Raw genomic sequence first — 11,652 nt, 5'->3', positions numbered from 1 at the left:
TTATTTCCGGTTTCCGATTTGCTATTCCTTATTTCTCGTTTTCTATTTGCTATTTGTTTTTGGAAATGGGAAATTGGGAATGGAACTAAACGCTTTATTATTTCCGGTTTCCGATTTGCTATTCCTTATTTCTCGTTTTCTATTTGCTATTTGTTTTTGGAAATGGGAAATTGGAAATGGAACTAAACGCTGTATTATTTCCGGCTTCCGATTTGCTATTCCTTATTTCTCGTTTCCGATTTGCTATTTGTTTTAGGAAATGGGAAATTGGGAATGGGAAATGGAACTAAACGCTGTACTATTCCCTATTCCCTATTCCCTATTCCCTATTCCCTATTCCCCTCTCCAGTTCCAAATTTAACCTCAACACATTAACCGATGCAGGGCCGAATAATCCAAAAAGTGGTTTTTGTGTATTTTGTTTAACAAGGTCTCTTAGCTGCTTTTCATCCATCTTACGAAAGGCTGCAACTCTTTTTATTTGGATATTAGCTGCATCAACTGAGATATCCGGATCCAGTCCGCTCCCGGATGCTGTTACAAGATCAGCCGGAATATCTGCACGGTTTAAACCAGGGTGATATTTGAGCAGTGTGTCAATCCGATTTTCCACATCTTTCAAATAATCAGGGTTTGACGGACCCTTGTTTGACCCGGCAGAACCAGCGGCATTATAGCCCACTGCCGAGGGCCTTCCCCAGAAATATTCGGGATTGGTAAATGACTGGCCAATTAAGGCATAGCCCACAACTTTCCCATAGCGGGTGATCTTTTCTCCGCCTCCGTTCCCTTTTGAAAACTTACCAGCAAAGACTATAGCCAAAGGATAAATTACGCACAGTAGTACCATAAGTACCAGCGTGAGACGTATAGATTGTAAAATATATTTTTTCATTGTCTTTATATTTTAATTTAACGATAACTAAGCTTTTTTGGAAATAGGAAATGGGAAATGGATCTAAACGCTGTACTATTTCCGGTTTCCTGGTCTCTATTTCCTATTTCCCATTTTCTATTTCGTTTTTGAGAATGGGAAAGGGGAAATGGGACTGAACGCTGTGCTATTTCCGGTTTCCTATTACCTATTTCGTTTTTGGAAATGGGAAATAGGGAATTGGAAATGGATCTAAACGCTGTATGAAGTATTTCCTTTCTCTATTCTCTATTTCCTTTTCCCTATTGCCTTTTTCCTATTTCCAATTCCCTATTTCCTATTCCCTATTTCCTATTCCCTATTCCCTATTCCCATCCCCCAATCAAACAAATAATCCCACAACCACATCAATTAACTTAATCCCGATGAACGGGGCGATAACACCACCAAGGCCATAAATGAACAGGTTCCGGCGCAACAGGGCACTGGCGCCAATCGGTTTGTAAGCAACACCTTTCAAGGCCAATGGTATAAGGATTGGGATAATAATAGCATTGAAAATAATAGCAGACATGATTGCGCTTTCCGGGCTATGCAGTCCCATAATATTCAGGCTTTGCAAAGCAGGAATGGAGGCAATGAACAAGGCCGGGACAATCGCAAAATACTTTGCCACATCATTGGCTATAGAGAATGTAGTTAGTGTTCCCCGGGTGATCAGCAATTGCTTACCAATTTCAACGATTTCAATTAACTTGGTAGGATCATTATCAAGGTCAACCATATTACCGGCTTCTTTGGCAGCCTGTGTACCGCTGTTCATCGCAACACCAACATCAGCCTGAGCCAAGGCAGGAGCATCATTTGTTCCGTCACCCATCATAGCTACAAGCTTTCCAAGAGCCTGCTCTTCTTTGATGTAGTTCATTTTATCCTCGGGTTTTGCCTCAGCGATAAAGTCATCAACACCGGCTTTTTCTGCAATATATTTAGCAGTAAGGGGATTATCGCCGGTTACCATAACCGTTTTTACACCCATTTTACGGAGGCGTTCGAAACGCTCACTGATGCCTGGTTTGATAATATCCTGAAGTTCAATCACACCTAAAGCCTGCTCGTTTTCACAAACCACCAGTGGGGTTCCACCATTTGATGCTATGACTTTTACCTGTTCTTCTATATCCTGTGGAAAGGAGTTCCCAGCCTTTTGGACGATATCTCTTATCGAATCAAAAGCCCCTTTCCTGATCCGGCGTCCGTCGGGAGTATTGATCCCACTTGAACGTGTTTCTGCTGTAAATTTGATAAATTCAGAACCTTCGGGTGCAGTTTGAATCACATGGGAACCCTGTATCCTGGCTAGCTCCATGATAGACTTCCCTTCGGGAGTATCATCAGAAAGCGAGCTTAAAACACAGGCATCTATAAACTTCATTACAGTACCTGCGGTAGGATAAAAATTAGTTGCTTTACGATTACCAATAGTAATTGTGCCTGTTTTATCAAGAAGTAATACATCAATATCACCAGCAGTTTCAACTGCCTTTCCTGATTTGGTAATCACATTCGCTCTCAGCGCCCTATCCATCCCGGCTATACCGATCGCAGATAAGAGACCTCCAATTGTTGTAGGAATTAAGCATACAAACAATGAAATCAAAGCTGCAATCGTAATAGGTGTATGGGCATAATCAGCGAAAGGCTTTAGAGTAACACATACAATAATAAACACCAGTGTAAAGCTTGCCAGCAAAATGGTTAAGGCAATCTCATTAGGTGTCTTTTGACGTGATGCCCCTTCTACCAGCGCAATCATTTTATCCAGGAAGCTTTCCCCTGGCTGGGTTGTTACCTGTACCCTGATCTCATCTGAGAGTACTTTGGTACCCCCGGTCACAGATGATTTATCACCCCCGGCCTCACGAATCACGGGGGCAGATTCCCCGGTAATAGCCGATTCATCTATTGTGGCGATACCTTCAATGATCTCACCGTCAGTCGGTATGGTATCCCCTGTTTCACAGATAAATACATCACCTTTTAATAACTGGCTGGAAGAGCGGGTTTCAACACTTCCGTTACTCAGCAATACTTTGGCTGGTGTATCTTCACGTGTCTTACGCAGACTGTCGGCCTGGGCTTTACCACGCGCCTCAGCAATAGCTTCGGCGAAATTGGCAAACAGAAGTGTAAGTAATAAGATAAAAAATATAAAGAAGTTATATACCGGAGAACCCTGTCCGGCATTACTTATAGAATAGATAGTTACATAAGCCATGATCAGTGTACCGATCTCTACGGTAAACATAACCGGGTTCTTGATCATTGCCCTTGGATCAAGCTTAATGAATGACTGTTTCAATGCAGTTTGCACTAAAGCAGGTTCGAATAATTTATTGGATTGAGTTTTCATATGGATTGGGAATAGGAAATGGGGAATAGGGAATGGGAGATTTACCGGTAAATTGATAATTACTACCATGCACTAAATCTGTAAGAAAAGAATTTACTTTCGAATGTACATTGCTGAGGTCATTGTGAAGATTTATGAAGCCGCACCAAAATCTGGAAGTTTGGAAAAAAAGTTTTACACTCGTCACAAAACTGTATTTGTTTACCGCTTCTTTTCCACCTGCAGAGAAATACGGGATTACCTCACAATTAAGGCGTGCCGCAATTTCGATTCCTTTGAATATCGCAGAAGGCTCAGCAAGACGGTCAGATAAAGAACTTTTACAATTTCTGTATATCGCACTAGGTTCTGCAAGTGAACTCGATACACTATTGCTCCTATCTAAAGATCTTGGCTTTATTGACCCTTTAGAATGCGATTCAGTATTAGATGATTTGAATATCATATTTAAATTATTATTAGGGTTTATTAATGCTGTTAAGAGGAGAATGGGGAACAGGGAATAGGAAATAGGAAATAGGGAGTAAATTATTATCTGGATTATCCTTCCTCCATTTCCAATTTCCTATTTCCCATTTCCATTTCCTACCTAACCATCGTAAAATATTCCGCAATCGGTCCCAATGCCAGTGCCGGAAAATAAGAGAGAGCGTTCAGCACCAATATCACTGCCATGGTCATCAGTGCAAAGGTCATGGTATCCGTTTTCAGAGTACCGGCAGATTCCGGGATAAATTGTTTCGCGCCAAGCAACCCGGCTATTGCAACCGGGCCAATTATTGGAAGGAATCGCCCAATTATTAATACAAAGCCAGTCATTACATTCCAGAATACGTTATTATCGCCAAGACCTTCAAATCCGGACCCATTGTTTGCATTCGATGATGTTACTTCATACAACATCTCTGAAAATCCGTGAAATCCAGGGTTATTTAACCAATTCTGTGGCTGGACAGCCCATGCAGCATCTCCGTGATTAGTAAAGGTATAGGTGGCTAATGCTGTTCCTGTCAGAATTAAAAACGGACTTAAAAGTGTTATTATCGCCGCGATCTTTACTTCCCTGGCTTCTACTTTGTGGCCCATAAATTCTGGTGTTCGTCCTACCATCAGACCGGATATGAATACCGCAATGATCAGATAGATGAAATAGTTTAAAATACCTACCCCAACTCCCCCATAGAATGAATTGATCATCATTCCGAGCATTTGCATTAAGCCTGTAAGTGGCATTGTACTATCATGCATACTATTTACAGATCCGGTAGAAATAATGGTAGTTACGGTACTCCAATAAGCTGATGCTGCGGGTCCAAATCTTACTTCCTTTCCTTCCATAGCACCTGTATTCTGCGAGATTCCCATTTTTTCGATAGCCGGGCTTCCACCCAACTCAGTGATAACAGATGGGATAAGCAGCATGAGCATCCCTACAGTCATGACTCCGAAAATGGTCCATGCTAATTTCTTTCTGCGAATAAAAAATCCGAAAGCGATGATCATTGCAATAGGAATGATAACCTGAGCGATCATTTCCACCATATTAGTCAGATAATTAGTATTTTCTAAGGGATGAGCAGAGTTGACTCCATAGTATCCTCCACCATTGGTACCTAAATGTTTGATGGCTATCATAGCCGCAGCCGGGCCTCTGGAAACGTTAACTGTATCTCCCTGAACAGAGATGAACTGATCTTTTCCCTCATAACTGGTTGGTGTACCGTTAAATGCGAGGATCAATGCCATAATGATTGACAAGGGAAGAAGCAAACGGGTAATTGATTTGACGAAAAATTCCCAGAAATTACCCAAAGTGCTTGATGTCTTATCGCGGAAAGCTTTAAATAAAACCACCGCAGATGCAATACCAGTAGCTGCACTCACAAACTGCAAAAACATGATTACAAAATGCTGGGTAAAATAGGTAAGTCCGCTTTCCCCGGAGTAATGCTGCAGATTGCAGTTCACAACAAAGCTGATAATCGTGTTAAAAGATAGATCCGGGCTCATTCCTGGATTTCCATCCGGATTGAGAGGAAGTTTATCCTGATAAATAAGTGTAAAAAATCCGTAGATCAACCAGACAGAGTTTATGGTAAGCATCGCTTTCATGTGCTGCTTCCAGTTCATCTGCTCCTTTGGATTTATTCCGGAGAGTTTATAGATCCCACTCTCAAGGGGTTTTAAAAAGTCAGTCCAGGTCTTTTCTCCGGCAAATACTTTTGCCAGGTACTTACCTAAAGGAATAGCGATCAGCAGCGTAAGCAGGTAGGTAGCTATTATTCCGAGTAGTTCTGTGTTCATGTTTATTGTTTTTAATGGGGAATAGGAAATGGGAAATAGGTAATAGGGCAGCGTTTAGTTCCATTGCCTATTCCCTATTTCCTATTTCCAATTAGAATTTCTCCGGTTTAAGCAGCACATATACCATGTATATGAATACTACTACTGAGATAATGAATAATGAAAGCATAGTTTTTGTTATTTATAGTCCTGAGCAAAAGCGAAGGATCAAATTTTTTCGAACCAGATAATTGATTTGATAAAAAGCCACATACATATTATCAGGGCAATTAAGAGAAGGATCATAAGCATATCTTTTTCTGTCTCATATACCATCCGGATGCCAAAAAGCAGAACAGTTTTATAACTATTTAATATTCAATAACTTACTGTTATTTTACTAAAAATTAAAAACTATATAAAACAAAAAACCCTTCCAAAATGGAAGGGTTTCTTTTTCATTATGAAAAGAATTTAATACTTAATCAAGCGATATTTTATACTCTTCAATTTTTCTATAAAGTGTAGTAAGTCCGATACCCATTAATTTGGCCGATTCTGTTTTATTTCCGGAGGTAAGCTTCAGCACTCTCTGAATATGCAATTTCTCCATAGTTGCGAGGTCCAAAGTAGTAGTTGTGTCGGCTAAAGAATCTCTTTCACTGTTAAAAGGCAAATCATTCGAAGTTAATACAGCAGAATCTGAAAGAATTAAAACGCGTTCAATCACATTTTTCAGCTCTCTGATATTCCCCTTCCACAAATGATTTTGAAGTTTTGATATAAATGAATTATCAGTTTCAGGTACGGGCTTATTAAGTTTTCTGGCAAACTGCTCAACATAGTAGTGGGTAAGGAGCGAAATATCAGATTTACGTTCATTCAAACTTGGTAACTGAATTGTAAAAACCGATAATCGATAAAAAAGGTCTTCTCTGAAAGCTGCATGACTGATTTCACGCTCTAAATCGCGGTTTGTAGCCGCTATAATCCGGACATTGGTTTTGGTAGTTTTAGTATCCCCGAGTTTTATAAATGTTCCATCTTCCAAAACCCTTAAAAGCTTAGCCTGCAGATCAAGACTCATTTCCCCAATCTCATCAAGGAAGATCGTTCCATGATCCGCTTCTTCAAATAAACCTTTTTTATCTTTTAATGCTCCGGTAAATGCCCCTGATTTATAACCAAAAAGTTCACTTTCAAGAATATCCTTGCTGAAAGCACTGCAATTCACAGCTACAAAGTTTTGATCCTTCCTGTTGCTGTTAAAATGAATGGCCTTGGCGAAAATTTCTTTTCCTGTACCCGTTTCGCCCAATAATAAGACAGTAGTATCTGTACCGGAAACTTTTTGAGCAAGATATTTAGCACTTTGAATTTCATCAGAATTCCCGATGATCGAATCGAATCCGAATCGCTTTTCAAGGGTTCTTTCCAGCTGCTGAACTTTGCGCTGCAGCAAAGCCTTATCCATTGCTTTGGCAACCAATGGAATTATTTTATCATTATCATCGCCCTTAATAATATAATCAAAAGCACCATTCTTTATCGATTGAACACCATCTTCAATTTTACCAAAAGCCGTAAGATTGATCACTTCAATGGATGGATCGATCTTTTTGATTTTAGTGACCAGGTCGACACCATTAAAGTCTGGTAGCTTCACATCACTTAAAACCACAGGGATGTCTTCCTTTTCCAAAAGTGCTAATCCTGATTTCCCGTCACCTGCCTGATAAACTTTATACCCTTCCAGCCCCAGAATTCTGGAAATTAAAGCGCGAAGGCGCTCTTCATCATCAATAATAAGGATCTTTTTGATAAGCTTTTTTTGAACAAAGTAAGTCTTTTATTGGGATAAGTTCAAATAGTCCTGATCAATCGGTCTCCAGAATGGGTCCGGCTTATCTTGTTAGTGTTGGAGATATGGACACTGAATATTTCATTTGGAAATCTGTCAAAAACATCTTAATTTCAAATAGGCTATTACGGTAGTTTAAAACCGGACATAAGTAGACCGGATGCCTCAGATTTTCATATTTCCTTAAAGCTTTTTAACTTTAAAGAAATATTCTCCCTGAAAGCCCATTCAACAATTCAAACTAATTAAACTGACCCAATTCCTCCCGGAACGGTGGGAGAATTGTTCGTACAATCTTATTAGCAGTTCCGGGACAGTTCCGAGACAGTTCCGAGACAGCTTCGGGAAATACCCGAATCCTTCATGGATGTCTCCCGCATACTTCTCGGATCTTTCTCAGATCCTTTATAGATATGAGGATAGCATGGTACAGTCATAAGCCGAACAGAACACGAAAGAATTTGATACCGGGAATGTAAATCAGGAGGGCGAGATTTTCGTTTAAGTAAAAATAAACAATTTTCATTTTCCTGTTCAGAATCATTGAAAAAATGAAAAAAAAAAAACAGATACTAAGAAAATGAAATCCCGACAGGCTATTTTGCAGTATAAGCAGACAATTAATAATGATGCTGAACACCTGGATAATTTTTCAGTGATCCATAAGGCGATAAATAATAATATTGTTTGAATGGAATTGGGAAATGGGATTAAGCAAAGCTTCAGATACTAGGCCCAACTAACAAATGGTATCACATTAAGGGCAATCAGATAAATAGCAGCTAAGGTATGGAGACACGACAACAGCAGTGCCGCCCAAAAAATCAACCTGCCTCCCGCTTGCTTTTTTACTCTGTAAACATCCAGCAAAGACCAGCCTGCAGCTATTACAAAAAGAACTGATAAAATTAGAAAGCTGACTGATAATACACTGGGTTTTGACAATAGAAGATCTGAACCAGGAATAGGAATCCTTGACAGGATAATTAAAGATAACATGAAAATGCTCGTTATCGTTGCAGGTAAGGTCAGCCTTAAAGCACCTGCATATTTTTTATAATTTATGAAACCGAGTGGCAGTAAAATTAATGTCAATAGAAATACAGAAACCATCATAAATACCCAGATCAGGAGGATAAAGAGTTGTCCAAAAACCCTTACAACAGAAATAGGTTGAAGTACTGCTGTATCAGTATAAAGCACCTTTCCTGCTATAGGATCAATTGCTTCAACTAAACCTATCTTATTCGTATTTTCATACCTAAACTGATTTGCCGAAACCGGGTAATAGGTTCTTTTGGGACCGGGAACTATCCAGGACATGGTCACACGATCATCAAATACCTCAAGCTGTTCAATGTTGAGGATCAAATCCTGATAAAAGCGGTTCTGACTTCTTGGATTTATTGACACATAATAGCCTTCGTTAACTTTAATGTCTCCTTTATAACTGGTATTTTCATAAGCGGCAGGCTGAAGGGCTTCTGTTTCAAATTCACGGATTAAAGTGGATATCTCCTGCATTACAGAGCCATTATTGGCATTAAGCAGGATCACGTGTCCAAGTCCTTTATTTGGCAGATAAGCAAGTTCAGATAAACCTCCATCCATGGCTCCATCATGCCCCTGATAGGTAAAACCTTTATAGTAGCTGCTGCGATTAGCTAAACCGTAGCCCTGCTGCAAACCTGACAATGCACCAGGTGTACTTTTAGGAGATTCCATTCGCAGAACAGATTCCTTACTAAGGAACTGTATTGTATCTAAAGCACCATGCTTAAGAAGTAAACTCACAATTTTAGCCATATCGGCTGCCGAGGAATTTAATGAAGCAGCAGGTCTGTAGAGTTCATGTTTATAACTAACTTTCTGCATCGCCCAATTATACATCTGAGCGCCCCATTTCTCATATTGCTTATCCATTAAAAAGGAGGAATGATTCATGCCCAGGGGCTGAAATATCGATTTCCTGACATAGTCTTCATACCTCATACCACTCAGCTTTTCAATTACATAAGCTGCAACTGCATAACCCGAATTACAATAGGCCATTCTGGAACCTGGCACCCATCTTGATTTTCTTGAATGAGTGTGAAATTCGAGTGCTTGTTTAAGGGGAATCGGAGGAGTCTGATTATGGGTCATTTCAACTAAATGTATCTCATCCCATCCGCTGGTGTGTTCCAGTAAATGCACAATCCTGACAGGATCAGTTGACTCCCAGGGATTTTCAAACTGAACTTCCGGAATAATATCCTTAATCTTATCGCTGAGCTTTAGTTTGCCTTCTTCCTGTAATTTAAGGATTGAAAGTGCAACAAGCATTTTAGAGACCGAAGCTGTCCTGAACATGGTGTTTTCGGAAGCTGGATGATTAGGTTTGTCATTCCCGACCCCTGAAACCCAAATAGTACGATTTTCATTGAGCAAGGCTATACCAGCGGCTAAATTCTTATGCCTCCCAACTACCTTTTCTATGTCAGACTTTAATTTGCTCAATCTGACATCGGAACTTGTATCTTTCAAAATACCAGCGACATTTCCGAAACTTAATCCAGCCTTAAACAGTATTAAAAAGAAAATGATATAAACGAAATACTTTCCAGGCATCGAATGCTTATTAAGCTTTAGCTAAGAGGTTTGCGCAGGACTTCGGTATAGTTTGAGAAAGAATAATCCAAGCAGTGTATCTTATTTAAAAGTAAAAAATAAAGATAATTTATCCAAATACCCGCATTCAGGAACAAAGAGTCGGGCATAATGAATGAAATCAAAGAACCTGATATTAAGATTAATAACAATTATTATTTCCACCCTCCTCCCAGGGCTCTATAAATCTCCACATTTGCCACCAATTGCTGGCGATGAATCAAAGCAAGATCCAGTTCCGCCTGCAACACGGTGCTTTGCGCTGTAATCACTTCCAGGTAATTTGCTAAATCACTTTTGAACAGTAAGCGCGCATTCTTAATAGCTCCCTGAAGCGTGTTTACACGATCAGAAGCGATCTGTTCCTGCTCAGTTAACTTTTCAGCCTGAATCAAAGCATCGGATACCTCTCCAAGAGCATTTAAAACTGACTTCCTGAATACTAAAACCGCCTGCTCACGTTGGATCTTGGCTGTTTCATATTGCGTTTTCAGGCTACGGCTACGAAAAACAGGCTGCAGAAGAGACGCTCCGGCTACACCAAAGAGGGAACTGGGAATATTAAACCAATTACTTGCCTTAAAGCTTTCAAGTCCGCCCGAAACACCTATAACCAGTGAAGGATACATATTCGCTTGTGCTACACCTGCATAGGCATTAGCAGCGACAAGTTCGAGTTCATTTGCTCTGACATCTGGTCTCCGACTTATCAATGCAAGCGGTAAACCTGTTGACAACGGCTTCAATGACTCCGCCAAGTGGTCGATAGTATGTCTTGATAAAGAGCCAGGCAGGCTTGCAGTTAATATCTGTATAGCATTTTCCTGCAGGCTGATATTCTGTTGCAACTGTGGCACCAGAAGTGCAGTGGTCTGGCGCTGGGCATCTGCCTGCTGAACGGCTAGCTCACTAACCTCACCGGCATCTTTCAGCAATCTTGTAAGCTGCAGGGTACTGTCACTGAGACTTAGATTTTTACGGGCAATGGAAAGCTGCTTGTCAAGCATCAGCAGATTATAATAAGCACTGGATATTTCAGATACCAGTTGAGTTTGTACAGCTTTTTTGGCCTCCGTACTCTGAAGGTACTGAGCCAGTACTGTTTCTTTTTGCCTTCGGATCTTACCCCATATATCAGCCTCCCACGACAGATTCAAAGCAGCATTATAATTTTCGATATGATCTTTGCCTAAAAACGTGCTGGTACTTAAACCATTCACACTATTCTTTGAAGGACGATTCGTTTGCGCTCCCAGCAATACATTTGCCTGTGGTACCATAAGTAAACGAGCCTGCATTAGCTGCTGCCGGGCAATATCGATTCGTTTAATCGCTAACTGCAAATCATAATTTTCACGGATACCCTTATCAATCAGCCGCTGCAGGGTAGTATCTGTGAAAAACTCATTCCATTTCAGGTCTGCAATACTGCTGGTATCCGCAAAAGAAACATTGCTTAATTCCTTCGGCAGTAAAAGGTCTGGCCGCTGGTAGTTTTTGCCAACTTTACACGCACTGATCAGCAGAAGGAACAGAAAACTTATATAGATGATAATTGTATTCTTTTTCATA

8 protein-coding genes are annotated in these 11,652 nt (G+C 40.2%); 1 reads left to right on the top strand and 7 read right to left on the bottom strand.

The features are described from left to right. Positions 1 to 319: 319 nt before the first annotated feature. Together VGE44_RS08090 and kdpB are read right to left on the bottom strand one after the other, a co-directional pair. A complete protein-coding gene (locus VGE44_RS08090; RefSeq protein ID WP_331077772.1) occupies positions 320 to 895 on the bottom strand; it encodes a K(+)-transporting ATPase subunit C in 576 nt (191 codons plus the stop codon). Between the two features lie 361 nt (positions 896 to 1,256). Beyond that, the gene (gene kdpB, locus VGE44_RS08085; RefSeq protein ID WP_331077770.1) at positions 1,257 to 3,287 is read right to left on the bottom strand and encodes a potassium-transporting ATPase subunit KdpB; all 2,031 of its coding nucleotides are present in this window, start codon (positions 3,285 to 3,287) and stop codon (positions 1,257 to 1,259) included. A 134-nt stretch (positions 3,288 to 3,421) separates the two neighbouring features. Here kdpB and VGE44_RS08080 point away from each other — a divergent pair, with 134 nt between their 5' ends. Next, positions 3,422 to 3,793, top strand: coding sequence for a four helix bundle protein (locus VGE44_RS08080; RefSeq protein ID WP_331077768.1), 372 nt, complete (start codon positions 3,422 to 3,424; stop codon positions 3,791 to 3,793). A 79-nt stretch (positions 3,794 to 3,872) separates the two neighbouring features. Here VGE44_RS08080 and kdpA read toward each other — a convergent pair whose 3' ends face one another. From kdpA to VGE44_RS08060, 5 genes are all read right to left on the bottom strand, one after another. Beyond that, complete coding sequence (gene kdpA, locus VGE44_RS08075) at positions 3,873 to 5,591, bottom strand: potassium-transporting ATPase subunit KdpA (protein WP_331077766.1); 1,719 nt, start codon at positions 5,589 to 5,591, stop codon at positions 3,873 to 3,875. A 91-nt stretch (positions 5,592 to 5,682) separates the two neighbouring features. Next, positions 5,683 to 5,760: a potassium-transporting ATPase subunit F gene (locus VGE44_RS18430; RefSeq protein ID WP_414649298.1), complete on the bottom strand. Its 78-nt coding sequence runs from the start codon at positions 5,758 to 5,760 to the stop codon at positions 5,683 to 5,685. 291 nt (positions 5,761 to 6,051) lie between these two features. Beyond that, entirely contained in the window at positions 6,052 to 7,392 is a 1,341-nt protein-coding gene (locus VGE44_RS08070; RefSeq protein WP_331077774.1) for a sigma-54 dependent transcriptional regulator, read from the bottom strand. Positions 7,393 to 8,160: 768 nt separating this feature from the next. Then, positions 8,161 to 10,041, bottom strand: coding sequence for a serine hydrolase domain-containing protein (locus VGE44_RS08065; RefSeq protein WP_331077764.1), 1,881 nt, complete (start codon positions 10,039 to 10,041; stop codon positions 8,161 to 8,163). Positions 10,042 to 10,235: 194 nt separating this feature from the next. Next, positions 10,236 to 11,651, bottom strand: a complete 1,416-nt coding sequence (locus VGE44_RS08060) for an efflux transporter outer membrane subunit (protein ID WP_331077762.1) — start codon at positions 11,649 to 11,651, stop codon at positions 10,236 to 10,238. Position 11,652: the final 1 nt, after the last annotated feature.

Origin of the sequence: Daejeonella sp. (assembly GCF_036405355.1) — a bacterium.
Lineage (GTDB): Bacteria > Bacteroidota > Bacteroidia > Sphingobacteriales > Sphingobacteriaceae > Daejeonella.
This window is presented reverse-complemented; position numbering and strand designations above follow the sequence as displayed.

What these genes read in the sequence shown, in the direction of transcription:
- VGE44_RS08090 (WP_331077772.1), bottom strand. Translation starts at nt 895, where the DNA reads ATGAAAAAATATATTTTACAATCTATACGTCTCACGCTGGTACTTATG.
- kdpB (WP_331077770.1), bottom strand. Translation starts at nt 3,287, where the DNA reads ATGAAAACTCAATCCAATAAATTATTCGAACCTGCTTTAGTGCAAACT.
- VGE44_RS08080 (WP_331077768.1), top strand. Translation starts at nt 3,422, where the DNA reads ATGAAGCCGCACCAAAATCTGGAAGTTTGGAAAAAAAGTTTTACACTC.
- kdpA (WP_331077766.1), bottom strand. Translation starts at nt 5,591, where the DNA reads ATGAACACAGAACTACTCGGAATAATAGCTACCTACCTGCTTACGCTG.
- VGE44_RS18430 (WP_414649298.1), bottom strand. Translation starts at nt 5,760, where the DNA reads ATGCTTTCATTATTCATTATCTCAGTAGTAGTATTCATATACATGGTA.
- VGE44_RS08065 (WP_331077764.1), bottom strand. Translation starts at nt 10,041, where the DNA reads ATGCCTGGAAAGTATTTCGTTTATATCATTTTCTTTTTAATACTGTTT.
- VGE44_RS08060 (WP_331077762.1), bottom strand. Translation starts at nt 11,651, where the DNA reads ATGAAAAAGAATACAATTATCATCTATATAAGTTTTCTGTTCCTTCTG.